We start from the raw sequence: 23,164 nt of genomic DNA, 5'->3' as shown, positions 1-23,164 counted from the left end.
GCACCGCGGACTGGACGGGGGCCGCGTCCGGCCCCCGTACTCGCGACCCTAGGACGCTCCGGGCCCCGGCGACAGGCCTACCCATCGGTAGTACCGGGTCGGGCGGGTACCTTAGGTGAGTTGATGTTCGTCGCTCCGGCCACCGCCGGGCCGCCCGAGGAGTACCCCCGTGCGCATCGCCGTCGCCGGCTCGATCGCCACCGACCACCTGACGACCTTCCCCGGCCGCTTCTCCGACCAACTGGTCCCCGAGCAGCTGCACACGGTGTCCCTGTCGTTCCTGGTCGACACCCTGGACATCCGCCGCGGCGGCGTCGGCGGCAACATCGCCTTCGGCATGGGCGTGCTCGGCCTGCGCCCGATCCTGGTCGGCGCGGCCGGCGCGGACTTCGCCGAGTACCGCAGCTGGCTCGACCGGCACGGCGTGGACACCGACGCCGTGCACATCTCCGAGACCCGGCACACCGCCCGGTTCATGTGCACCACCGACGAGGACCACAACCAGATCGCGTCCTTCTACACCGGCGCGATGGCGGAGGCCCGCAACATCGAGCTGAAGCCGATCGCCGACCGCGTCGGCGGCCTCGACCTGGTCCTGATCGGCGCGGACGACCCCGCCGCGATGGTGCGGCACACCCAGGAGTGCCGCACCCGCGGCTACGCCTTCGCCGCCGACCCCTCCCAGCAGCTCGCCCGCCTGGAGGGCGAGGACATCCGGGAGATCGTCAACGGCGCGGCCTACCTGTTCACGAACGAGTACGAAGCCGCACTGATCGAGTCCAAGACCGGCTGGTCCTCGGACGAGATCCTGCGCCGCGTCGGCACCCGGGTCACCACCCTCGGCGCGAAGGGCGTGCGCATCCAGCGCGAGGGCGAGCCCGACATCCTGGTCGGCTGCGCCGAGGAGGAGCTCAAGGCCGACCCCACCGGCGTCGGCGACGGCTTCCGGGCCGGCTTCCTGGCCGGCCTCTCCTGGGGCCTCGGCCTGGAGCGCGCCGCGCAGGTCGGCTGCATGCTGGCGACCCTGGTCATCGAGACCGTCGGCACCCAGGAGTACGAGCTGCGCGGCGGCCACTTCCTGAAGCGCTTCGAGGCGGCGTACGGGCCGGAGGCGGCCGCCGAGATCCGCACCAAGCTGTAAGTATTCAGGGGCTCGGGGGAACGCGAGGCCGAGACCGCTGACGGTCGGAGTCCCCCGTTGCCCGCCGGCAGTCACGTCCCGGCCGTTCCCCGGGCCCCTGACTGCTTGACCACGACGTACGCCGTGCCGTGATCGGCGCCGTATTCGGTGGCCGGGGTCTCGCCCGCGTAGGTGTGGCCACACATCTCGCACCAGGCGGGGATGTCGTGGCGGGCCGCTTCGTCGTCGGAGAGGACGGCGATGCGGCCGCCGGGGGCGACCTCGGGGATGCGCTTGGCGAGCTCGATGACCGGCAGCGGGCAGCGCTTGCCGAGGGTGTCGAGGACCAGGGCGTCGGCGGTGGTGCCGGCCGGGGCGGGGAGGTCGAGGCCGAGCGGGGCGCGGATCTCGGCGACGACGCGGGGGAGCACGTCGAGGAAGCGCTCCACGTCGGCGGCGGCGCTGCCCGGGGGGAGCGAGACGCGGACGTTGCCCTCGGTGAGGACGCCCATCGCGGCCAGGACGTGGCTGGGCGTCAACGTGCTGGAGGTGCAGGAGGAGCCGGAGTTGACCGCGAAGCCGGCCCTGTCGAGCTCGCCGAGCAGCACCTCGCCGTCCACGTACAGGCAGGAGAAGGTGACCAGGTGGGGGAGCCGGAGCTCGGGGTGGCCGACCACCTCCACTGCGGGGACCAGCTGCGGGACCCGGCGCCGGATCAGTTCGACCAGGGCGTGCAGCCGGGCGTTCTCGGCCTCGGCCTCGGCCCGGACGGCGCGCAGCGAGGCGGCGGCGGCCACGATCGCGGGGACGTTGACGTAGCCCGGGACCCGGCCGTTCTCCCGGTCGTCGGCGGGCAGCGGCGAGACGTACCGGACGCCCTTGCGGACCGCCAGCACCCCGACGCCGGCCGGGCCGCCCCACTTGTGCGCGCTGGCCGTCAGCACCGACCAGCCGCCGGGCACCGGCAGCCGGCCGGCGCTCTGCGCGGCGTCCACCAGCAGCGGGACGTCCCCGCTCAGCGCGGCGGTCTCGGTGACCGGCTGCAGGGTGCCGACCTCGTGGTTGGCGGACTGCAGAACGGCCAGCGCGGTGTCCGGCCGCAGCGCGGCGGCGAACTCGGCGGCGTCCACCCGGCCGTGACGATCGACCGGGACGGCGGTGGAGCTGCCGCCGTCGGCCTCCCAGCGTTCGGCGGTGTGCAGCACGGCGGAGTGCTCGACCGCGGAGTGCACCAGGTGGGCGCCGCGCCGGCGGTTGCCGCGCAGGGCGCCGAGGATGCCCAACTGGACGGCCTGGGTGCCGGATGCGGTGAAGACGATCTCGTCGGTCCGGGCCCCGAGGGCCTCGGCGACGGTCTCCCGGGCGGCGTCCAGCAGCATCCGGGCCTGTCGGCCGGAGCGGTGCAGCCGGGCCGGGTCGGCCCAGCCCTCGTCGAGGGCGGCGAGCAGCGCCTGCCGGGCGACGGGGTGCAGGGGAGCGGTGGAAGCGGCGTCGAAGTAGGGCACGGGGCCACCGTAGACGACGCCCCATACGGGGGGATTCCTCCCGGCTTCCGGGGGAGCCGACGGCCCGTCACCCGCGTGTCGTAGTGCGGTCGCCCGTTCGGTCGTGAGAGGCTCGGAAGTCCGCCATGACCTGCGACTCCGTCCGCTCTTCCGGGGTGCTTCACCCCTCGGGGGCTGATCGGGTAGCCGGGCGGCGCGTTAGCGGGGGCTGCCCGTGAGTGCCGCATAAGGATGGAGTAGCGTTTGGCCCGCATAAGCATTCAAACCGTGCCCGTGGCCGGACCGCCGGGGAGACCAGACAACGGACTCCTGAGGGTGGTGCGTTCGCGGGCGAGACTTCGGGAAGGCGCTACGTGAGTCCCAACGGCTCCGACCGCTCGCCGCGGCGCACGATGCGGCGGAAGCTGCCTCAGGCGCTGGCACTGGGCCTCGTCATCGCGACCGCCACCGGCTGCTCGGCCAACGACCTGCCCAGGCTTGGCCTCCCCAGTCCCGTCACCAAGGAAGGCCCGCTGGTCCTTCACATGTGGCAGGGCTCGTGGATCGCGGCTCTGGTTGTTGGTGCATTGATGTGGGGTCTGATCCTCTGGAGCGTGATTTTCCACCGGCGCAGCCGCACCAAGGTGGAGATCCCTGCTCAGACCCGGTACAACGTGCCCATCGAGGCGCTGTACACCGCGGTCCCCCTCGTCATCGTCTCGGTGCTGTTCTACTTCGTCGCGCGCGACGAGTCCACCCTGACGAAGGTCTCCGAGAAGCCCCAGCACACCATCAACGTGGTGGGCTTCCAGTGGAGTTGGGCGTTCAACTACGAGAACAGCGAAATCCCCGACCCGTCGAGCACCACGGCGGCGTACGAGGTCGGCAGCACCAAGGAGGCTCCGACCCTCTACCTGCCGATCAACGAGTCGGTGAAGTTCAAGCTGACCTCCAACGACGTCATCCACGACTTCTGGCCCGTCAACTTCCTGTTCAAGATGGACGTTGTGCCGGGCGTGGTCAACGAGTTCGAGGTGACCCCGACCGCGTACGGCACCTACCGCGGTAAGTGCGCCGAGCTCTGCGGCGTCGACCACTCGCGGATGCTCTTCAACGTGAAGGTCGTCTCGCACGACGAGTACGAGGCGCACCTGAAGGAACTCCGCGACAAGGGCCAGGCCGGCGCGGTTCCCGCAGGCATCCTCCCCACGGGAAGTAGTGAACAGAAGTGACCATCCTCAACGAGCCCGCCGCGGCCGGTGGGGCTGCCGGGGCCGTCACCTCGGGGACCCCTCGCGTGCGCAAGCCGGGCAACGCGATCATCAAGTGGCTCACCACCACTGACCACAAGACGATCGGCACCCTCTACCTGGCGACCTCGTTCGCGTTCTTCCTGATCGGTGGCGTGCTCGCCCTGGTCATGCGCGCCGAGCTCGCCCGGCCGGGTACCCAGATCCTGTCGAACGAGCAGTTCAACCAGGCGTTCACCATGCATGGCACGATCATGCTGCTGATGTTCGCCACCCCGCTGTTCTCGGGCTTCGCCAACTGGATCATGCCGCTCCAGATCGGCGCCCCCGACGTGGCGTTCCCGCGTCTGAACATGTTCGCCTACTGGCTGTACCTGTTCGGCTCGATCATCGCGATCGCGGGCTTCCTGACCCCGCAGGGCGCCGCCGACTTCGGCTGGTTCGCCTACTCCCCGCTGTCGGACGCGGTCCGCTCGCCGGGCATCGGCGCCGACATGTGGATCATGGGCCTGGCCTTCTCCGGCTTCGGCACCATCCTCGGTGCGGTCAACTTCATCACCACGATCGTCTGCATGCGCGCCCCCGGCATGACGATGTTCCGGATGTCGATCTTCGTCTGGAACACCCTGCTGACCGCCGTGCTGATCCTGCTGGCCTTCCCGGTGCTGGCCGCCGCGCTGTTCGCCCTGGAGGCGGACCGCAAGTTCGGGGCACATGTCTTCGACCCGACCAACGGTGGCGCCATGCTGTGGCAGCACCTGTTCTGGTTCTTCGGTCACCCCGAGGTGTACATCATCGCGCTGCCGTTCTTCGGCATCGTGTCCGAGATCATCCCGGTCTTCAGCCGCAAGCCGATGTTCGGCTACTCCGGCCTGATCGCCGCGACCATCGCCATCGCCGGCCTCTCGGTGACGGTGTGGGCGCACCACATGTACGTGACCGGCCAGGTTCTGCTGCCGTTCTTCTCGTTCATGACCTTCCTGATCGCGGTCCCGACCGGTGTGAAGTTCTTCAACTGGGTCGGCACCATGTGGAAGGGCTCGCTGAGCTTCGAGACCCCGATGCTCTGGACGATCGGCTTCCTGGTCACCTTCCTGTTCGGTGGTCTGACGGGTGTTCTGCTGGCCTCCCCGCCGCTGGACTTCCACGTCTCGGACTCCTACTTCGTCGTCGCGCACTTCCACTACGTGGTGTTCGGCACCGTCGTCTTCGCGATGTTCGCCGGCTTCCACTTCTGGTGGCCCAAGATGACCGGCAAGATGCTGGACGAGCGCCTCGGCAAGATCACCTTCTGGACGCTGTTCTTCGGCTTCCACACCACCTTCCTGGTCCAGCACTGGCTCGGTGCGGAGGGCATGCCCCGCCGCTACGCCGACTACCTGGCCGGCGACGGCTTCACCACGCTGAACACGGTGTCGACCGTCGGCTCGTTCCTGCTGGGCCTGTCGATGCTGCCGTTCCTCTACAACGTGTGGAAGACCGCCAAGTACGGCGAGAAGGTCAACACCGACGACCCGTGGGGCTACGGCCGTTCGCTGGAGTGGGCGACCTCCTGCCCGCCGCCGCGGCACAACTTCACCACCCTGCCGCGCGTCCGCTCGGAATCCCCGGCGTTCGACCTGCACCACCCGGAGATCGCCGCGCTGGACTACCTCGAGAACCACGGTGAGATGGCGAAGCACTTCGAGGGTGTGACCCCCGCGCAGTACGACGGCCGCGCCCTGGGCAACGGCAAGGACGGTGGCGCCCGATGAAGGAACAGGGAAAGATCTTCGCGGGTCTGGCCGTCTTCACCCTGGCCATCGCCATCACGTACTTCGTGTGGACCACCAAGTCGGAGCACGGCCTGGAGGCCGCTGGTACGACCGCGCTGTTCCTGGCGTTCGGCCTGTGCGCCTTCATCGGCTTCTACCTGGCGTTCACCGCCAAGCGGGTGGACACCGGTGCGGGTGACAACCCCGAGGCCGAGGTCTCGGACGACGCCGGCGAGCTGGGCTTCTTCGCCCCGCACAGCTGGCAGCCGCTCTCCCTGGCTGTTGGTGGCGCGCTGGCCTTCCTGGGCGTCATCTTCGGCTGGTGGCTGCTGTTCTGGTCGATTCCGGTCCTGCTGATCGGTCTGTTCGGCTGGGTCTTCGAGTTCTACCGCGGCGAGAACCAGAACCAGTAAGGGTTCCGGATCGAGCAAGCCGTACGGCGGGCCGGGTACTCCCCTCGGGGAGTGCCCGGCCCGCCGGCGTTGGGGCCCCTCCCCGAAATTCCCCCGCGCGGGTTACCCGGAGTGCCACCGGGGTGACACCTTCCTACGCTTCGAGGCAGGTTCCAACCTGGGAGGTTCCGTTGAAGGGCTCTCGGATAGTCAGTACCCGGACCACGCTGGTCGCCCTGCTGGTGATCACACCCGCCGCGGCCTGTTCCACCAGCGGCCCGTCCGCGAAGAACGCGCACCAGATCGACGTGGCACCGCTGATCCACACCTCGGCCGCCGGGGAGAAGGCCGACCCGGCGAAGGCGTTCAGCATCACCACGGAGGGCACCGCCAAGCTCGGCGAGATCACCGTCACCGGCCCCGACGGAAAGCCCGTCGCCGGACAGCTCTCCGCCGACCAGCAGCACTGGCAGACCACCGACCCGCTCCGGGCCGGCGCCGGATACACCGTCAAGGTCACCGCCGAGGACGGCAAGGGCGGCCACGGCGAGGCCGACTCCACCTTCACCACCGCGCCCGCGCAGCACGTCGTCAGCGCCGAACTCGGCCCCGACAGCTCCGGCAGCGGCGTCTACGGCGTCGGCCAGCCCCTCACCGTGACGCTGTCCGAGAAGGTCACCGACCCGGCGGCCCGGCAGCAGATAGAGCGCGGCCTGAGCGTCACCTCGCAGCCTGCCGTGACCGGCGCCTGGTACTGGGTCGACGACCAGAACCTGCACTTCCGCCCGGAGGAGTACTGGCCGGCCAACACCACCGTCAAGCTCGCCTACGACCTGCCCGGCATCCGGATAGCCGACGGTGTCTACGGAGGCGACCAGCAGACCCTGGCGCTGCGGACCGGCGACCGGGTCGAGGCGGTGATCGACGCGGGCACCGACGAGCTGACGTACAAGCGCAACGGCGAGGTGGTCAGGACCATCCCGGTCACCACCGGCAAGCCCGGCTTCGACACCCGCAACGGCGTCAAGGTGGTGCTCGGCCAGGAGGCCGACGTCCGGATGAGCGGCGAGACCATCGGCATACCGAACGGCAGCAGCGAGTCCTACGACCTGGACGTGAAGTGGGCGACCCGGGTCACCTGGAGCGGTGAGTACGTCCACGCGGCGCCCTGGTCGACCTGGGCGCAGGGCCGGGAGAACGTCAGCCACGGCTGCACCGGCATGAGCACCGACGACGCGAAGTGGTTCTTCGACAACACCCGGGTCGGCGACCTGGTGCAGGTGGTCAACAGCATGGGCCACGAGATGGAGCCGTTCGGCAACGGCTTCGGCGACTGGAACGTGGACTGGGACGAGTACGTCAAGCACAGCGCCCTCGGCAAGCCGGTGAACACGGCGGAGCCGGGGCCGGAGACGAACACCGCGCCCGTTCCCGACCTCGGCGCACCGGCCGCGGGGCAGTAGCGGCACCGTGGTGAGGTCCGCCCGGTGGGAGCACAGGCTCCTGCCGGGCGGGCCTCGTGCCGTGTGCGCTCAGCGGTGGGCGGCGTCCAGCGCGGTCAGGACGGCGGCCAGCGCCTCGTCGCGGGTGAGGCCGAGGCGGGCGGTGCGGGCGGCGTACTCGGCGGCGGCGTCGGCCGCCAGGCGGTGCGAGGTGTCGCCGGTGGGGGCGATGGTGGTGCCGGCCCGGCCGCGGGTCTCGACCACGCCGTCCGCCTCCAGCTCGCGGTAGGCGCGGGCCACCGTGTTGGCGGCCAGGCCGAGTTGCTCGGCCAGCGCGCGGACGGTGGGGAGCTTCAGGCCGATCGGGAGTTCACCCGTGCGGGCCTGGGCCGCGATCTGCGAGCGCACCTGCTCGTAGGGCGGCGTGGAGGACTGGGGGTCGATCGCCACGTGCATCCGGTCAAGATAACAGGGCGCCGGGCCGGTGCCGGAGAAATATGCCAGAACCCCCACCGGCCGGAGCCGATGGGGGTTCTGACGTGGCGTGACAGCTAGGGATCAGTGGTGGCCGTGGCCGCTGGTGATCTCCAGGTACTCCTCGGAGGTGGGCTTTGCGATCTGGTTGCCCTCGCCGTAGAAGCCCTCGGAGAGCTTCGTCCGGGTCTTGGCGACCACGCCGGCCTTGCGGGCCACACCGTTCTCGTCCACCTCGGCGGGCAGCTCCAGCGGCTGGGGCTGCTCGTGCGCGGTGAGGGTGTGCAGGTCCTTCGGCGACAGCGGCGCGTGGACCTCGACGAACTCACCGTGCGGCAGGCGCTTGATGATGCCCGACTCGCGGCCGTGCAGCACCTTGTCCTTGTCGCGGCGCTGCAGGCCGAGGCACCAGCGCTTGGTGACGAAGAAGGTGACGACCGGCACCACGAAGAAGCCGACCCGGACCATGTAGGTGATCGTGTTGATCGACATGTGCAGGTGAGTGGCGAACAGGTCGTTGCCACCACCGACCAGCAGGACCAGGTACAGCGAGATCCAGGCCGCGCCGAGCGCGGTGCGGACCGGGGCGTTGCGCGGGCGGTCCAGGATGTGGTGCTCGCGCTTGTCGCCGGTGATCCAGGACTCGATGAACGGGTAGACCGCGATCGCGACCAGGACCAGCGGGAAGAGCATCAGCGGGATGAACACACCCAGGTTCAGGGTGTGGCCGCCCCAGACGGAGACCTCCCAGCCCGGCATGAAGCGGATCAGGCCTTCGGCGAAGCCCATGTACCAGTCGGGCTGGGCGTCGGTGGACACCTGGTCCGGACGGTACGGGCCGTACGCCCACACCGGGTTGATGGTGGCGACCGCCGACATCACCGCGATGATGCCGAACACCAGGAAGAAGAAGCCACCGGCCTTGGCCATGTAGACCGGCATCAGCGGCATGCCGACGACGTTCTTCTCGGTCTTGCCCGGGCCCGCCCACTGGGTGTGCTTGTGGTAGAAGACCAGGATCAGGTGCGCCACCAGCAGGCCCAGCATGATGCCCGGGATGAGCAGCACGTGGATGGTGAAGAAGCGCGGGATGATGTCGGTGCCCGGGAACTCGCCGCCGAACAGGAACATCTGGATGTAGGTGCCGACGATCGGCACCGCCAGGATCGCGCCTTCCATAAAGCGGATACCGGTGCCCGACAGCAGGTCGTCCGGCAGCGAGTAGCCGAAGAAGCCGTCGAAGAAGCCCAGGCACAGCAGCAGGAAGCCGAACAGCCAGTTGATCTCGCGGGGCTTGCGGAACGCGCCGGTGAAGAAGACGCGCATCATGTGCACGAACATCGCGGCGACGAAGACCAGCGCGGCCCAGTGGTGGATCTGGCGGATCAGCAGACCGCCGCGGATCTCGAAGCTGATGTCGACCGTGGAGGCGTACGCCTCCGACATCCGGATGCCGTTCAGCGGCAGGTAGGAACCGTGGTAGACGGTCTCCGCCATGCTCGGCTTGAAGAACAGCGTCAGGTACACACCCGTGAGGATGATGATGATGAAGGTGTAGAGGCAGATCTCACCGAGCATGAAGGACCAGTGGTCCGGGAAGATCTTGCGCAGGTTGGCCTTGGCCAGGGAGTAGATCCCCAGCCGGCCGTCGACCCAGTCCGCGGTCGCCTCGGCCTTGTTGGCGGGCTTGGCGCGCGTGCTGGCCGGCTTGGAGGCACCAGTGGTGCCGCTCGCGGTGCTCATCGCTTGCGCTCCCAGTAACTCGGGCCGACGGGCTCGTCGAAGTCGCCGGTGGCGATCAGGAAGCCCTGCTCATCGGTGGTGATCTTCAGCTGGGGCAGCGGGTGGCCGGCCGGGCCGAAGATGACGCGAGCGCCGTCCGCCAGGTCGAAGGTCGACTGGTGGCAGGGGCAGAGCGCGTGGTGGGTCTGCTGCTCGTACAGCGAGATCGGGCAGCCGACGTGGGTGCAGATCTTCGAGTAGGCGAGGATGCCCTCGAAGCCCAGGCCGGCGGACTTGGCGTCCTTGATGTCCTCCGGAGCGATCCGGACGAGCATCAGGGCGTCCTTGGCGATCTGCTGCTGGAAGTCCTCGTCCGACTCCTCCAGGCCGTGCGGCTTGGCGAAGGTCAGCGAGCCCTGAATGATGTCCTCGGGCTTCATCGGCTGGTCGGTGTTCATGTTGACCAGGCGGATCGGCTTGGCCGGGGTCGCCTCGACCCAGCCGGTGTTGAGGAGCTTCTTCTCCGGCAGCGGGCCGAGGTCGCGCAGCAGCACCACACCGGACAGCGGCACCAGGGCCATCGAACCGATCAGGGTGTTGCGGATCATCTTGCGGCGGCCGAAGCCGGACTCCGCGGCACCGGTCTTGAACTGCTCGATGACGTCGTTGCGGACCTCGTCGGAGGCCTCGATCGGGTGACGCTCGGCGGGCAGCTCGTGGTCCGACATCAGGGTGCGGGCCCAGTGGACCGCGCCCGCGCCGATGCAGAACAGCGCCACGCCGAGGGTCATGCCCAGGGCGAAGTTGAGGGCGCTGACGTGACCCAGCGGGAAGATGTAGACCAGCTTGTCGGCGTCGATCGCGGCGTAGGACGCGATGAAGCCGATGGTCGCCAGCATCGACACCACGAACATCAGCGACACCTGGCGCTCGGCCCGCTTGGCGGCCCGCTCGTCGATGTCGGTCCGACGCGGCTCGTGGGCCGGCAGGCCCGGGTCGGCGAACGGGTCGTCGTGGGTGACGACCTCAGCGCCGTGGGAGGCGTCGTGGGCCTCCGGCAGGTTCTCTGACATGTCGTGGCTCATGACTTCTTGGCCTTGGTGGTGTGGGCGGCGACCCAGATCGCGATCACGATCAGCGTGCCGATACCGAAGATCCAGGCGAACAGGCCCTCAGTGAAGGGACCGAGGCTGCCCAGGGCGAGACCACCGGGGTTCGGCGCGTTGTTGGTGTTCTGGACGTACGCGATGATCTCGCGCTTCTGCTCCTCCGGCATGGTGGTGTCGGGGAACGACGGCATGTTCTGCGGGCCGGTCTGCATGGCCTCGTAGATGTGCTTGGAGTCCACGCCCTCCAGGGACGGGGCGAACTTGCCGTTGGTCAGCGCGCCGCCCTTGCCGGCGAAGTTGTGGCACTGGGCGCAGTTGGTGCGGAACAGCTCGCCACCCTTGGCGACCTGCTCGGCGTTGGTGACCTTGTCCTCGGACGGCTGGTACTGCTCCGTGGTCGGAGTGACCGGGCCCGGGCCGAGCGAGGCCACGTAGGCGGCCAGCTGGTCGATCTCGGACTGGGCGTAGACGGCCTTCTTGCGCGGGACCTGCGCGCCCGGCTGCTGGGCCGGCATGCGGCCGGTGCCGACCTGGAAGTCGACAGCAGCAGAGCCGACGCCGACCAGCGACGGACCGTCAGAAGTGCCCTGGCCGTTCAGGCCGTGGCAGGAGGAGCAGCCGACGGCGAAGAGCTTCTTGCCCTCGTCGATGGCGAGCGACTGCGAGGAGCTGTCGGCCTGCGCCTTCTCGGCGGGCGCGAAAGCGGCGTACAGCCCCCCGGTGGCCGCCAGGGCGAGAAGTAGAACGACGACCGCCGCCAGTGGGTGGCGCCGTCGTGCGGAGAGCTTTTTCACGGAATAACCCCGGTGTCAGGATCTGGTCGGCAGCAGCCTGCCCCCGACTCCCACGCGTCCAGGCGACGCCGGGTCAGGGGCGGGGCGGCTGTTACTTGATCAGGTAGATGGTCGCGAACAGGCCGATCCACACAACGTCGACGAAGTGCCAGTAGTACGACACCACGATCGCCGCGGTGGCCTGCTCGTGGGTGAAGCGCCGCGCCGCGTAGGTCCGGCCGAGGACCAGCAGGAAGGCGATCAGACCACCCGTCACGTGGAGTCCGTGGAAGCCGGTGGTCAGGTAGAACACCGTGCCGTACGGGTCGGAGGACAGCGACAGGCCGTCCTTCTTGACCAGCTCGGTGTACTCGAAGATCTGGCCGCCGATGAAGATGGCGCCCATCACGAAGGTGACCACGAACCAGGAACGCAGCTTCTTCACGTCACCGCGCTCGGCGGCGAACACGCCGAGCTGGCAGGTGAGCGAGGAGAGCACCAGGATCGTGGTGTTGACCGAGGAGAAGGGCACGTTGAGGGCATGGGCCTTCTCGTGCCAGAACTCGGCGCCCTTGACCGAGCGGAGGGTGAAGTACATCGCGAACAGGGCCGCGAAGAACATCAGCTCCGAGCTCAGCCAGACAATGGTTCCCACGCTGACCAGGTTCGGCCTGTTGACCGCTCCGTGCGCGTGTCCGGTTTCTGTTGCTGTTGCTGTCGCCACGACGGACATTATGTCGGTCCCTTATTCCGTCTTCACGCCGGGGGGTCTCCCTCGGAGTGTCCGGTGCGTGAGGTATGCCCGCCTCGCCCCCGGTCCGTTTTCTGACGGTTGTTCGGGCCGGGTGGGCGAACTGGGCTGCCGGGCTGAGCCCGTGGCGCGGCGGCTTGAGCGAGATCGCCTCGGGGGCTCTTCAGGACGGGCCCGCCGGAGTAGCATCCGTCCCAGGACGTGGTCCGGGTCACACTGGGCCGTTCGGCCGGGGGCCGCGCGCGGTCGCGGTCCGCGCGAACACAGTGGACACATATAAGAGGACGAGCACCAGGAAGCAGGGGACATGGCGCAGCACTCCGACGAGACGCTCACCGTTCTCGTCTACAGCGACGACCGCAACACCCGCGAGCAGGTGACCCTCGCTCTCGGCCCGCGCCCCGCCGGGGACGTCCCCGCGCTGGAGTACCTGGAGTGCGCCACCGCTCCCGCGGTGCTGCGGGCCCTGGAGAAGGGCGGCGTCGACCTGTGCGTGCTGGACGGCGAGGCGGTGCCCGCGGGCGGGCTCGGTCTCACCCGGCAGCTGAAGGACGAGATCTACGGCTGCCCGCCGGTGCTGGTGCTGATCGGCCGCCCGCAGGACTCCTGGCTGGCTGCCTGGAGCCGGGCCGACGCGGCGATCTCGCACCCCGTCGACCCGGTCGCGCTGGCCGACGCCGCGACCACGCTGCTGCGGGCCCGGGTGGCCCGGCGGGCACCGGCCGTGCGCTGACCGGTCCGCCCGGCGGCCCCGGTCGTCTCAAGCGGCGTCTCAACTGGAGAGAAGGGGACGGCAAGGCAGGGCGGCCGTCCCCGCTCGCTCGATAGGCTGACTCCATTCCTCTGCGACAAGACGAGAGCTGGAGACGGCCATGGTGAACGTGCACTCTGCGAACGGCGGTAGCGACCCCGCGCAGGTGGTCCGCACCTGGCCCGACCTGTTGAGCGCCCTGCTCCGCGGCGAGGACCTCGCCCAGTCCGACACCGCCTGGGCGATGGACCGGATCATGAGCGGCGAGGCCAGCCCGGTGCAGGTGGCCGGCTTCCTGATCGCGCTGCGCGGCAAGGGCGAGACGGTCGAGGAGATCTCCGGCCTGGTCGAGGCGATGTACGCGCACGCCGTACCGCTGGACATCCCCGGGCCGGCCGTCGACATCGTCGGCACCGGTGGCGACCGCGCCAAGACCGTCAACATCTCCACCATGTCGGCGGTGGTCGCCGCGGCGGCCGGCGCGAAGGTGGTCAAGCACGGCAACCGGGCCTCCTCCTCGGCGTCCGGCTCCTCGGACGTGCTCGGGCGGCTCGGCATCAACCTGGACCTGTCGGCCCGGCGGGTCGCGGCGGTGGCCGAGGAGGTCGGGCTGACCTTCTGCTTCGCCGCCAGGTTCCACCCCTCGATGCGGCACACCGCGCAGGCCCGCGCCGAACTCGCCGTCCCCACCGTGTTCAACATCCTCGGCCCGCTCACCAACCCCGCGAAGGTCGGCGCCCACGCGGTCGGCTGCTTCGACACCCGGCTGGCCGGGCTGATCGCCGGAGTGCTGGCCCGGCGCGGCGGACAGGGACTGGTGTTCCGGGGTGACGACGGACTCGACGAGCTGACGATCACCACCACGTCCCACGTCTGGGTGGTCCGGGACGGCCGGGTGACCGAGACCCGGTTCGATCCGCGCGAGGTCGGCATCGAGCTGGCCGGGATCGAGGCGCTGCGAGGTGCGGACGCGGAGTTCAACGCGGGGGTTGCTCGGCGGGTGCTCCATGGGGAGCGGGGGCCGGTGCGGGACGCGGTCCTGCTCAACAGTGCCGCCGCGCTGGTGGCGCTGGAGCTGACGGATGCGCCGCTGAGCGAGCAGCTGGCGGCGGGAATGGTGCGGACGGCGGCGGCGATCGATTCCGGGGCGGCGGGGGAGCTGCTGAAGCGCTGGGCCGACGCGACACAGTGAGCGTCAACGGTCCGCCCGGGGTGGGGAGTTGACCTCCTCGGGCGGACCTTGCCGTTGGTGGGTGGTTGCCCGCGCAGTTCTCCCCCGGCCCTGGCGGGCCGGGAAGTGCCCCCACGCGCCCCTGGCGGGGCGCGGACGGCAGGGCGCGAACTGTGGGGTGGTTTCAGTATGTGGCGCGGGACTTGAGTCAACTGGGGGCTCGTGTATGGTCTTGCGCAGGTCATGAGTGGCAGCGCAAAGCCCCAGCTTGCTGTCCGGCAACCCTCCGTCCGTGGCGGGGTGCCCTGGGTGAGGACCGGGCTGCGTGGCGATTCGTCCGCGCGGCAAGCGCGGACTTCCGGTTGATGCACCCCGGGGTCCTTACCCTGTGGAGGAGTGCATCCATGTCCGTGACCGCCGAGATCTGTGCGCCGCTGGCCGTGCTGGGCCAGGACGTCGAGGTGCCGTTGGCGTCGGGGGAGAAGGTCGGGTACGCGGCGCTGGACTACGCGGCGAGTGCGCCGGCGCTGGCCCGGGTGTGGGAGGACGTGGCGGCGTACGCGCCGTACTACGGGTCCGTGCACCGGGGGGCCGGGTACCTGTCGCAGCTGTCGACGGACCTGTTCGAGCAGAGCCGGCGGACCGTCGCGGAGTTCCTGGAGCTGCGGGACGGCGACCAGGTGGTGTTCACCCGGGCGACCACCGATTCGCTGAACCTGTTGGCCCGGGTGGTGCCCGCCGGGACCGAGGTGTTCGCGTTCGAGACCGAGCACCACGCCTCGCTGCTGCCGTGGCGGCGCGAGGGCCTGACGGTGCGCTACCTGCGGGCGCCGCGTTCGCACGCCGAGGCGGTGGCCGCGCTGGAGGAGGCGCTGTTGGGGGCCGCCGAGGGGCCGAAGCTGTTCTGCGTGACCGGGGCGTCGAACGTCACCGGCGAGCTGTGGCCGGTCGGCGAACTGACCGGGGTCGCGCACCGGTACGGCGCCCGGGTGGTGCTGGACGCGGCCCAGCTGGCGCCGCACCACCGGGTCTCGGTACGGGAGTTGGACGTCGACTGGATCGCGTTCTCCGGGCACAAGCTGTACGCGCCGTTCGGCGCCGGCGTGCTGGCCGGGCGGTCGGACTGGCTGGACGCGGCGGAGCCGTACCTGGCCGGCGGCGGGGCGAGCCGGACGGTGGCCCGGGAGCTGGACGGCTCGGTGGCGGTGGAGTGGCACACCGGCCCGGCCCGGCACGAGGCCGGTTCGCCGAACGTGATCGGCGCCTACGCGATCGCCTCGGCCTGCCGGGCGCTCACCGAGGCGGGCTTCGAGGAGTTGGAGGCCCGGGAGCGGGCGCTGGTGGCGAAGCTGACGGAGGGGCTGGCGGCGATCCCCGAGGTGCGGGTGCTGAGCCTGTTCGGCGAGGGCTCCGACCGCGTCGGCGTGGTGTCGTTCGTGGTGCGGGGCTGGAACAGCTCGCACTTCTCGGCCGCGCTGTCCGCCGAGTACGGCATCGGCGTGCGGGACGGGCTGTTCTGCGCGCACCCGCTGGTGCGGACCCTGCTGGGCGGGGAGGACGCCGCACCGGGCCAGTGCGGGGCGCCCGAGCCGTCGCTGCCGGGGGAGCGCAGCCTGAACGCGATCCGGGTCAGCTTCGGCGCCGGTACCCCCGTCGAGCACCTGGACCGGTTCCTGGCGGCCGTTCGGGACCTGGTGACCGACGGCGCGCGGTGGAGCTACCGCAACGAGGGCGGGCGCTGCGTCGCCACCGAGCGGATCGACCGGGGCCTGGGGCGCTGAGCGCCGGTTACTCGCCCAGGCCGAGTGAGAACGCGGCCTCCAGGTCGTGCTGCGAGTAGGTGCGGAAGGCGATGTGGGTCTCGGTGTTGGAGACGCCCGGGACCTTGTTGAGGCGGCCGGGGATCACGTCGGCCAGATCCTCGTGGTTGCGGACCCGCACCATCGCGACCAGGTCGTAGGTGCCCGTGACGGAGTAGACCTCGCTGACACCCTCGATGGCCGCGATCGCCTCGGCGATCTCGGGGATCCGGTCGACGCTGGTGTTGATGAGGACGATCGCGGTGATCACTGAGCAACTCCTGTTCGAGAAGGTGCGCCCAGGGTATCGCCCGCCGGACGGGCGGCCCAGGCGAACAGCCAGCCCGTCACGAAGCCGATCACATGCACCAGATAGGCCACCCCGCTGCCGCCGGAACTGACGGACCACCACTGCAGCGCGAACCACAGACCGAGCACCAGCCAGGCCGGGAAACGCAGCGGCAGGAACAGCAGGACCGGCACCAGCACCGTCACGCGTGCCCTCGGCCACAGCCGCAGGTACGCGCCCAGCACCCCGGCGATCGCGCCGGACGCGCCGACCAGGGCGCGCATCCCGTCCGCGGTGTGCTCCTCGGCCACCGCGTAGCCGTAGGTGGCCAGGTAGCCGATCGCCAGGTAGCCGGTCAGGAAGCGGATCCGGCCCAGCCGGGCCTCCACGGCCGGGCCGAAGACGAACAGGAACAGCAGGTTGCCCAGCAGGTGCAGCCATCCCGCGTGGACGAACAGCGAAGTGAGGACGGAGAGTTCGGGGATCTTGGAAGGGGTCGGCGGCAGCGCGCAGCCCGGGGTCGCCGGGGCGAGCGAGGACAGCTGCTCGGCCGTCAGGGGCCGGCCGCTCAGCAGCTCGGCGGGCACCGCGCCCCAGCGGTGCTCGTAGCGCTGCTCGGCGCAGATCCGGGCGTCACCACTGCCGTACACCGGGTTCAGGCCGGCCGGGCCGGCCACCAGGACCAGCGCGGACAGCGCGATCAGCAGATGGGCGACGACCGGGGTGCGGGCGGTCCCCCCGGCCGTCGGCGAACCGGCCCGGGCGGGGGCGGAGAGCACCATGCCGGTGAGCATTCCTCGGGGGCGCACCCACGACACCGGGCGCTGCTCCGATCGGGTGAGCGTCCGGGCAGTGGACCGGTGACCCGGCCGCCCAGGCACAGGCAATAGGGTGGAGGCCCGTAAACGGGGACCAGTCGAGAGGGACCACTGATGACCATTGCCGCGCCGACCGCCGAGACCCGCTGGCGCTGCACCCTGTGCGGCAACCTCACCCGCTTCGACGTCACCCGGTCCGCCCGGGTGATCGACTTCCTGCACTTCGACCTGTCCGGCGAGTCGAAGGTGGAGGAGACCCAGGTGCTCGCCGAGACCATCGAGTCGGTGCGCTGCCGCTGGTGCAACGCCGTGGACCAGGTCGAGCTGGTGGCCCGCCCGGGCGCCGAGGAGCCCACGGACGGCGACCCCGCGCAGGGCTGACGCACTTCCACCGCCCCGCGTCCCCGTCCGCGCCCCGGACCGGGGCGCGGGGCGGACTCGTCGGTGGGGTGCTGTCGGTGCGGCACGGTAGACGGGACAATTGCAAGCAGCGGCGGACACCAACGCCCCCGGCACCCGCCGGGGCCCGCCCGGACCAGGATCGGAGCCGAGAACAGTGGCGGAGGCAGCGAACGCGCCCGCGGGCACGGACGGGACCGCGCACGCTCCGGTCGATCCGGAAACCGGCCCCGTCGAGAGCGCCGAGGCGGCCACCGAGGAGGCCGGCGGTGACACGGCCGGCCGGGTGCTGCCCGAGGGCGTGCGCCGCCGGGTGGTCGGCATCGCCTCCGACGCGCTCGGCGGCATCGCCCCCGGCGAACTGCCCGCCGCGCTGCGCCCGTACGCCAAGTTCACCGCCGCCCGGCGGGCCAAGCACGCGGCCACCGCGCTGGCCGCCGCGCTGGAGTCCGACCCGGCGTTCCGGGTGCGGATAGCCGAGCGGCTGCGGCTCGGCCAGCCCGACCTGGTACGCGCCCTGGAGGCGGGCACCGTACCGGCCGCCGCCGACCCGATGGACGTGGCCGCCGCCGCCTACCTGGTACGGCCCACCGGCTGGGCCCGGCTGGTCGAGGAGGCCGGCGAGCAGGCCGAACGGGTCGACGCCGAAGGCGCCGCCGCCGAGGCCGCCCGGCTGGCCGAGAAGCTCCAGGAGGAGCTGGCCGAGGCCCGTACCGCCGCCCGCGCCGAACTGGAGCGCCACCGCGCCGAGTCCGAAGGGGTGCGCCGGGAGGCCGACTCGCTGCGCAAGAAGGTCCGCTCGCTGGAAGCCGACACCCGTCGGGCGCAGGCCGAGAGCCGCCGGCTGGCCGCCGAGCTGGAGGCCGCCCGGGCCGCCGCCGCGGCCGAGCGCGGCGCCGCCGAGATCGAGGCCCGTCGGCTGCGGCACCGGGTCGCCGAGCTGGAGGCCGCCGTGGAGACCGGGCGGCGCACCGCCCGGGAGGGCCGCAGCGTCGAGGACATGCGGCTGCGGCTGCTGCTGGACACCGTGCTGCAGTCCGCGCAGGGCCTGCAGCGGGAGCTGGCGCTGCCGGTGACGGCGCTGCGCCCGGCCGACCTGGTGGAGGCGGTGGAGCCCGGATCGGCCTCGCCGCACGACGTGGCCCGGCGCGGCCTGGCCGAGGACGACCCGGCGCTGCTGGACCAGCTGCTGGCCATTCCGCAGGTCCACCTGGTGGTGGACGGCTACAACGTGACCAAGACGGGGTACCCGCAACTGCCGCTGGAGCAGCAGCGGTTGAGGCTGCTGGGCGGTCTGGCGATGCTGGCCCAGCGAACCCAGGCCGAGGTGACCTGCGTGTTCGACGGTCAGGACCTGGACGTTCCGGTGATCATGGCCCCGCCGCGCGGCGTGCGGGTCCGGTTCAGCCGGACCGGGGAGACCGCGGACGAGCTGATCCGCCGCCTGGTGCGGGCCGAGCCGCAGGGCCGGCCGGTGGTGGTGGTCTCCGCCGACAAGGAGGTCGCGGACGGGGTGCGCAAGGCCGGCGCCCGCCCGGTGGCCTCGGTTCTGCTGCTGAACCGGCTGTCGCGCAGCTGAACGTGCTGACGGGCGCTCAGCGTCATTGGGGCGTCCGGAGTGTGTCGGTGTGGTGAAGAGGGGCGGAGAAGCGAATCCGGGAGCCCCCCGGGAGTGGACGCGGAGGTAGGGACTTCACTAGGGTCTGGCGTCAAACCTATATTCCGGACTATCGCTCTAACGGGTGAGTCCAGAGGAAGAAGGAGCACCGCCTTGGCCTCCCACCGCCGTCCCAAGCAGCCGAGTCGCGCCCGGGTGACCGTGCTCACCGCTGCCGCCGCGACCGCGGTCGCCCTGTCGGCCCAGGTGAGCGCGCACGCCGCGCCGGCCCAGCCGAACAAGGACGAGATCAAGGCGCAGGTCGACAAGCTCATGGACGAGCAGGAGCAGGCGGCCGAGAGGTACAACGGTGCCAAGGAGAAGGCCGACCAGCTCCGCAAGCAGGCCGACCAGCTGCAGGACCAGCTGGCCCGCGGCCAGGAGCAGCTGAACGAGCTGGCCTCCGGGCTGGCGGCGGTGGCGGGCGACCAGTACCGGCACGCGGGCGTCGACCCGTCGATGCAGCTGATGCTCTCCGCCGACCCGGACAAGTACCTGGACCAGGCGTCCTCCTTCGACCAGGCCGCCGGCACCCAGGCCGACACCCTGAAGTCGCTGAACGACCAGCAGCGCCGGCTGAACCAGCAGAAGCAGGAGGCGGCGACCGTCCTGGCCGAGCTGGACGGTCAGACCCAGGCGCTGAACGACTCCAAGAACGAGGTCAAGAAGAAGCTGGAGGAGGCGCAGAGCCTGCTCAACCAGCTCTCCTCCGCCGACCGGCTGTCGATCACGCGTGGCGACGGCGCGGCCTCGCGCGGTGCCGAGCGGGTCGACCTGGCCAACCTTCCGAAGGCCGGCGGCTACGCCGGGATCGCGGTGCAGAAGGCGCTCGACAAGCGCGGTGCGCCGTACGTGTGGGGTGCGACCGGCCCGAGCAACTTCGACTGCTCCGGCCTGATGGTGTGGGCGTACGCGCAGGCCGGCGTCTCGCTGCCGCGCACCTCGCAGGCGCAGGGCAGCTACGGCACCAGCGTGGGCACCGACTGGCACAACGCCCAGCCCGGCGACCTGGTGGTCTACTACGGCGACCGGCACCACGTCGGCATGTACATCGGCAACGGCATGGTGGTGCACGCGCCGCACACCGGTGACGTGGTGAAGACCATGAAGGTCGACGCCATGCCGATCTCGACCATCCGTCGGGTCTGACGGCCCGACAAACCGGACATACGCCCTTCAGGGCGACAATTGACGCGCTGTGACACGCCCGGGCGGGTCGAGATCCTGCTGTGATCTCGAACACGTCCGGGCGTCGCGTTTTTCGGGTGGGCGGTGGGAAATGCTACGCACTGTGCAACGGATCCCTTACGTTCGGTCAGATTCGTAATCGAAATTGACTCAGATTCAGATTTTTTTCCGACAAGGATTTGAACGGATCACGGATCGGTTACTAGGGTCATAGTTCGACCGCCGCAGAGTCGATCGCCCAAGGGGGGCGACGGTGGGGGTCGCCGCCGAGTCCGTGACGCAGCGGGCGGATCGTCAGAACGAGATCCGCCGACGGGGATACCCCTGCGGGGGTGCTGTCGAACGGAGCCGGGGAACCACGTTCCCCCGGGGTGAATCGGCGCCAGGTCGGCCGCGACAGTGGCCGGTGAGGCGCTGTAGGGCATCTCTTCCGGCCCGAACCCGTCAGCTCACCCGGTAGGCGGTGTGAGGAAGAAGGAGTCCGCCTTCGTGGCGTCCCATCGCCGTCCCAAGCCCGTCGGCCGTGCCCGGGTCTCGATTCTCACTGCCGCTGCCGCCACCGCCGTCGCGCTGTCCGCCCAGAGTGGTGCGCACGCCGACCCGGCGCCCACCAAGGACCAGGTCAAGCAGCAGGTCGACCAGCTCAACGAGCAGGCCGAGGTGAAGACGGAGGCGTTCAACGCCTCCGTCGAGAAGCAGCAGAACCTGCAGAAGCAGGTCTCCCAGTTGCAGGACCAGCTGGCCCGGCAGCAGGACCAGGTGACCACCGTTCAGGAGCGCCTGGCGACCATCGCGGCCGAGCAGTACCGCAACGGCGGCATCCCGCAGACCATGCAGCTGATGCTCTCCAGCAACCCGGACAACTTCCTCGGGCAGGCCGGTGCGCTCAACACGGTCGGCGCCACCCAGTCCGACCTGCTCAAGAGCTTCAAGGCCGAGCAGGCCAAGCTCGACGGGCAGCGCAAGGAGGCCGAGCAGAAGCTCGCCGAACTGGACACCACCACGAAGGCCCTCAAGGCCGACAAGGAGGACATCCAGTCCAAGCTGGCCCAGGCGCGGGAGCTGCTCAACACGCTCACCCAGAAGGAGCGCGACGAGCTCGCCGCAGCCGAGGCCAAGGCCGCCGACTCCTCCCGCAGCCAGGCCGAGCGCGCCTCCCGCGGCGACAGCACCCGCACGGACCTCAGCGCCCCGGCCCCGGCCGGCTACGCGGGTGCCGCGATGAACGCCGCGCTGTCCAAGCTGGGCAGCTGGTACTCCTACGGCGCGGCCGGCCCGACCACCTTCGACTGCTCCGGCCTGATGCAGTGGGCGTACGCCCAGGCGGGTGTCTCGATCCCGCGCACCTCGCAGGCCCAGGCGGGCGCCGGCACCAGCCTCGGCACCAACATCGCCAACGCCAAGCCGGGTGACCTGATCATCTACTACGGCGACCAGCACCACGTCGGCATGTACGTCGGCAACGGGCAGATCGTGCACGCCCCGCACACCGGTGCGCAGGTCCGCTACGAGTCCGCCACCGTGATGCCGATCAACAAGATCGTCCGGATCTGACGGCCGCTCGGAGCCTTCGGCCCGGCACCCCGCGCAAGGGGTGTCGGGCCGCTCTCGTTCCGGTGTCCGATTCGCGGTCGAATATTCGAAGTTGTCAGGGTTTGGACTGAATCCGTCCGACTCGCTAACCTCTGCCCCGGCCCCCCGTGCGGACGGCCGCCCGACCCGCGGGCGGCGGCGGAGGCCGGAGCGCAGGAACGGAGTCGTCGCACGTGCCCGTGCACCGTCGCCCCCCACTGCCCGGTGTCCAACGCCTCGCCCGAGCCCTGGCACTCACCGCCGCCGCGACCGGCGCGATCCACCTCGGCGTCGCCCCGGCCGCCGCCGCCCCGGCCGATCCGCCCGACCGCACCGACGTCAAGGCGCAGGTCGACCAGCTGTACGAGGAGGCCGAGCAGGCATCCGAGAGGTACAACGCCGCCCAGGAGCAGCAGAAACGGTTGCAGCGCGAGGCCGGCGCCCTGCAGACCCAGGTCGCCGCCGGGCAGGACGAGCTCAACCGGCTGCGCGCCGACCTCGGCGCGGTGGCCGCCGCCCAGTACCGCGCCCAGGGCCTCGATCCCACCCTGCGGCTGATGCTCGACAACGACCCGGCGTCCTACCTGGCCGGCGCCCGCTCCCTCGGCCAGGCCACCGCCCGGCAGAACGAGACGCTGCGCGACCTGCACGAACGACAACGCCGGCTGGAGCAGCGCCGTCAGGAGACCACGGTCAAGCTCGACGAACTGGAACAGGCCCGGCACCGGCTGGCCGCCGCCAAGGACGAAGTCCGCGCCCGCCTGGCCCGGGCCCGGCAGCTGCTGGGCGGCCTCACCGCCGCCGACCGCGACCGGCTGGCCTACGACGACGACGCCCGCGCCGCCCGTGGCGCCGGCCGGTTCGACCTCGGCAACGAGCCCCCCGCCTCCGACCGCGCCGCCGCCGCGCTGAACGCAGCCGTCTCGAAGATCGGATCCTCGTACGTGTACGGATCCACCGGCCCCAGCACGTTCGACTGCTCCGGTCTGATGTACTGGGCGTGGCGGCAGGCCGGAGTGACCCTGCCGCGGACCTCGCAGGGACAGGCCTCGGCCGGCCGGCGGGTGAGCCTCGCCGAAGCCCGGCCCGGAGACCTGGTGATCTTCTTCAAGGACAGGCACCACGTCGGCATGTACGCCGGCGGCGGTGTCGTCGTGCACGCGCCGCACCCCGGCGCCCGGGTCCGCTACGAGAGCGTCAGCGCGATGCCGGTCAACTCGGTGGTGCGGGTCTGAACCAGCACGAGCCC

General features: G+C 70.7%; 21 protein-coding genes and 2 riboswitches. Of the genes, 13 read left to right on the top strand and 8 right to left on the bottom strand.

Annotation, left to right across the window (positions count from 1 at the left end):
• Positions 1-169: 169 nt before the first annotated feature.
• Complete coding sequence (locus ACFV18_RS09685; protein ID WP_380481134.1) at positions 170-1,141, top strand: carbohydrate kinase family protein; 972 nt, start codon at positions 170-172, stop codon at positions 1,139-1,141.
• Between the two features lie 71 nt (positions 1,142-1,212).
• Here ACFV18_RS09685 and ACFV18_RS09680 read toward each other — a convergent pair whose 3' ends face one another.
• On the bottom strand, positions 1,213-2,625 hold the full coding sequence (locus ACFV18_RS09680; protein WP_380481131.1) for a cysteine desulfurase/sulfurtransferase TusA family protein: 1,413 nt from the start codon (positions 2,623-2,625) through the stop codon (positions 1,213-1,215).
• 353 nt (positions 2,626-2,978) lie between these two features.
• Between ACFV18_RS09680 and coxB the strand changes: the two genes are divergently transcribed.
• The 4 genes from coxB (at position 2,979) to ACFV18_RS09660 (ending at position 7,463) form a co-directional block, all read left to right on the top strand.
• A complete protein-coding gene (coxB, locus tag ACFV18_RS09675) occupies positions 2,979-3,836 on the top strand; it encodes a cytochrome c oxidase subunit II (protein ID WP_380481128.1) in 858 nt (285 codons plus the stop codon).
• Positions 3,833-5,608: a cytochrome c oxidase subunit I gene (ctaD, locus tag ACFV18_RS09670; protein ID WP_380481125.1), complete on the top strand. Its 1,776-nt coding sequence runs from the start codon at positions 3,833-3,835 to the stop codon at positions 5,606-5,608. Before coxB ends, ctaD begins: the two co-directional genes overlap by 4 nt.
• The gene (locus ACFV18_RS09665) at positions 5,605-6,021 is read left to right on the top strand and encodes a cytochrome c oxidase subunit 4 (RefSeq protein WP_380481124.1); all 417 of its coding nucleotides are present in this window, start codon (positions 5,605-5,607) and stop codon (positions 6,019-6,021) included. The genes ctaD and ACFV18_RS09665 overlap by 4 nt, the downstream gene beginning before the upstream one ends.
• Before the next feature lie 170 nt (positions 6,022-6,191).
• The gene (locus ACFV18_RS09660; RefSeq protein WP_380481121.1) at positions 6,192-7,463 is read left to right on the top strand and encodes an Ig-like domain-containing protein; all 1,272 of its coding nucleotides are present in this window, start codon (positions 6,192-6,194) and stop codon (positions 7,461-7,463) included.
• Between the two features lie 69 nt (positions 7,464-7,532).
• Here the strand turns inward: ACFV18_RS09660 and ACFV18_RS09655 are convergent, their stop codons facing one another.
• The 5 genes from ACFV18_RS09655 to ACFV18_RS09635 form a co-directional block, all read right to left on the bottom strand.
• Positions 7,533-7,898, bottom strand: a complete 366-nt coding sequence (locus ACFV18_RS09655) for a GntR family transcriptional regulator (RefSeq protein ID WP_380481118.1) — start codon at positions 7,896-7,898, stop codon at positions 7,533-7,535.
• A gap of 102 nt (positions 7,899-8,000) precedes the next feature.
• On the bottom strand, positions 8,001-9,659 hold the full coding sequence (locus tag ACFV18_RS09650) for a cytochrome bc complex cytochrome b subunit (protein ID WP_380481114.1): 1,659 nt from the start codon (positions 9,657-9,659) through the stop codon (positions 8,001-8,003).
• Entirely contained in the window at positions 9,656-10,711 is a 1,056-nt protein-coding gene (locus ACFV18_RS09645) for a Rieske 2Fe-2S domain-containing protein (RefSeq protein ID WP_380481112.1), read from the bottom strand. The genes ACFV18_RS09650 and ACFV18_RS09645 overlap by 4 nt, the downstream gene beginning before the upstream one ends.
• 8 nt (positions 10,712-10,719) lie before the next feature.
• Entirely contained in the window at positions 10,720-11,541 is an 822-nt protein-coding gene (locus tag ACFV18_RS09640; protein ID WP_380481109.1) for a c-type cytochrome, read from the bottom strand.
• Between the two features lie 91 nt (positions 11,542-11,632).
• A complete protein-coding gene (locus ACFV18_RS09635; RefSeq protein ID WP_380481106.1) occupies positions 11,633-12,253 on the bottom strand; it encodes a heme-copper oxidase subunit III in 621 nt (206 codons plus the stop codon).
• A gap of 325 nt (positions 12,254-12,578) precedes the next feature.
• On the opposite strand from ACFV18_RS09635, the gene ACFV18_RS09630 reads away from it, so the two are divergent.
• From ACFV18_RS09630 to ACFV18_RS09620, 3 genes are all read left to right on the top strand, one after another.
• Positions 12,579-13,004 carry a hypothetical protein gene (locus tag ACFV18_RS09630; RefSeq protein WP_380481104.1) on the top strand — a complete coding sequence of 142 codons (426 nt, stop codon included), beginning with the start codon at positions 12,579-12,581 and terminating at the stop codon, positions 13,002-13,004.
• A gap of 139 nt (positions 13,005-13,143) precedes the next feature.
• A complete protein-coding gene (trpD, locus tag ACFV18_RS09625; protein WP_380481102.1) occupies positions 13,144-14,214 on the top strand; it encodes an anthranilate phosphoribosyltransferase in 1,071 nt (356 codons plus the stop codon).
• A 218-nt stretch (positions 14,215-14,432) separates the two neighbouring features.
• Positions 14,433-14,550, top strand: a riboswitch (SAM riboswitch).
• A gap of 47 nt (positions 14,551-14,597) precedes the next feature.
• A complete protein-coding gene (locus ACFV18_RS09620) occupies positions 14,598-15,974 on the top strand; it encodes an aminotransferase class V-fold PLP-dependent enzyme (RefSeq protein WP_380481100.1) in 1,377 nt (458 codons plus the stop codon).
• Between the two features lie 7 nt (positions 15,975-15,981).
• Here the strand turns inward: ACFV18_RS09620 and ACFV18_RS09615 are convergent, their stop codons facing one another.
• A complete protein-coding gene (locus tag ACFV18_RS09615) occupies positions 15,982-16,263 on the bottom strand; it encodes an Lrp/AsnC ligand binding domain-containing protein (protein WP_380481097.1) in 282 nt (93 codons plus the stop codon).
• A complete protein-coding gene (locus tag ACFV18_RS09610; RefSeq protein WP_380481094.1) occupies positions 16,260-17,090 on the bottom strand; it encodes a rhomboid family intramembrane serine protease in 831 nt (276 codons plus the stop codon). Before ACFV18_RS09610 ends, ACFV18_RS09615 begins: the two co-directional genes overlap by 4 nt.
• 123 nt (positions 17,091-17,213) lie before the next feature.
• Here ACFV18_RS09610 and ACFV18_RS09605 point away from each other — a divergent pair, with 123 nt between their 5' ends.
• From ACFV18_RS09605 to ACFV18_RS09585, 5 genes are all read left to right on the top strand, one after another.
• Entirely contained in the window at positions 17,214-17,480 is a 267-nt protein-coding gene (locus tag ACFV18_RS09605; RefSeq protein ID WP_380481092.1) for a hypothetical protein, read from the top strand.
• 304 nt (positions 17,481-17,784) lie between these two features.
• Positions 17,785-19,077: an NYN domain-containing protein gene (locus ACFV18_RS09600; RefSeq protein ID WP_380481536.1), complete on the top strand. Its 1,293-nt coding sequence runs from the start codon at positions 17,785-17,787 to the stop codon at positions 19,075-19,077.
• A gap of 192 nt (positions 19,078-19,269) precedes the next feature.
• Positions 19,270-20,304, top strand: a complete 1,035-nt coding sequence (locus tag ACFV18_RS09595) for an NlpC/P60 family protein (RefSeq protein ID WP_380481089.1) — start codon at positions 19,270-19,272, stop codon at positions 20,302-20,304.
• A gap of 336 nt (positions 20,305-20,640) precedes the next feature.
• A riboswitch (cyclic di-AMP (ydaO/yuaA leader) is annotated at positions 20,641-20,822 on the top strand.
• A 10-nt stretch (positions 20,823-20,832) separates the two neighbouring features.
• Positions 20,833-21,897: an NlpC/P60 family protein gene (locus ACFV18_RS09590; RefSeq protein WP_380481087.1), complete on the top strand. Its 1,065-nt coding sequence runs from the start codon at positions 20,833-20,835 to the stop codon at positions 21,895-21,897.
• 212 nt (positions 21,898-22,109) lie between these two features.
• On the top strand, positions 22,110-23,150 hold the full coding sequence (locus tag ACFV18_RS09585; RefSeq protein ID WP_380481084.1) for an NlpC/P60 family protein: 1,041 nt from the start codon (positions 22,110-22,112) through the stop codon (positions 23,148-23,150).
• Positions 23,151-23,164 lie beyond the last annotated feature (14 nt).

The organism is Kitasatospora sp. NPDC059673, from assembly GCF_042734215.1.
GTDB lineage: Bacteria > Actinomycetota > Actinomycetes > Streptomycetales > Streptomycetaceae > Kitasatospora.
This window is presented reverse-complemented; position numbering and strand designations above follow the sequence as displayed.

Coding starts and splice junctions, on each gene's coding strand:
- ACFV18_RS09650 (WP_380481114.1), bottom strand. CDS start 9,659: ATGAGCACCGCGAGCGGCACCACTGGTGCCTCCAAGCCGGCCAGCACG.
- ACFV18_RS09620 (WP_380481100.1), top strand. CDS start 14,598: ATGTCCGTGACCGCCGAGATCTGTGCGCCGCTGGCCGTGCTGGGCCAG.
- ACFV18_RS09605 (WP_380481092.1), top strand. CDS start 17,214: ATGACCATTGCCGCGCCGACCGCCGAGACCCGCTGGCGCTGCACCCTG.
- ACFV18_RS09655 (WP_380481118.1), bottom strand. CDS start 7,898: ATGCACGTGGCGATCGACCCCCAGTCCTCCACGCCGCCCTACGAGCAG.
- ACFV18_RS09645 (WP_380481112.1), bottom strand. CDS start 10,711: ATGTCAGAGAACCTGCCGGAGGCCCACGACGCCTCCCACGGCGCTGAG.
- ACFV18_RS09635 (WP_380481106.1), bottom strand. CDS start 12,253: ATGTCCGTCGTGGCGACAGCAACAGCAACAGAAACCGGACACGCGCAC.
- trpD (WP_380481102.1), top strand. CDS start 13,144: ATGGTGAACGTGCACTCTGCGAACGGCGGTAGCGACCCCGCGCAGGTG.
- ACFV18_RS09665 (WP_380481124.1), top strand. CDS start 5,605: ATGAAGGAACAGGGAAAGATCTTCGCGGGTCTGGCCGTCTTCACCCTG.
- ACFV18_RS09630 (WP_380481104.1), top strand. CDS start 12,579: ATGGCGCAGCACTCCGACGAGACGCTCACCGTTCTCGTCTACAGCGAC.